This window comes from Tamlana crocina (genome assembly GCF_012037625.1).
This window is the reverse complement of sequence record NZ_JAAVJS010000561.1, coordinates 1-346: the sequence shown is the minus strand read 5'-3', so window position 1 is coordinate 346 and position 346 is coordinate 1. Positions and strand designations below refer to the sequence as shown.

The 346-nt window shown below is 42.2% G+C and carries 1 protein-coding gene; it reads right to left on the bottom strand.

The genetic code is table 11. The features are described 5' to 3' along the window. A partial coding sequence (locus tag HC176_RS18045; protein ID WP_483414762.1) for a 3-isopropylmalate dehydratase small subunit occupies positions 1-346 on the bottom strand: 346 nt, incomplete at both ends.

Here is a 346-nt window from a genome sequence, read left to right as displayed (position 1 = left end):
TTCACTCCTAAATGACGTGGCTCCATTGCCGCGTGCTCTCTGGAAGACCCTTCTCCATAGTTATGATCTCCAACAACTACTGTAGGTATACCTGCTGCTTTGTATTTTCTTTGAGTTGCAGGAACGCCATCATAATCCCCGGTAATCTGGTTCTTCACAAAATTGGTTTTCATGTTGAAAGCATTCACCGCTCCAATAAGACAGTTATTGGAAATGTTGTCTAAATGTCCTCTAAAGCGTAACCAGGGTCCTGCCATAGAAATATGGTCTGTTGTACATTTTCCAAAAGCTTTGATCAGCAATTTAGCCCCCAATATATTTTGTCCATCCCAGGGTTCAAATGGCT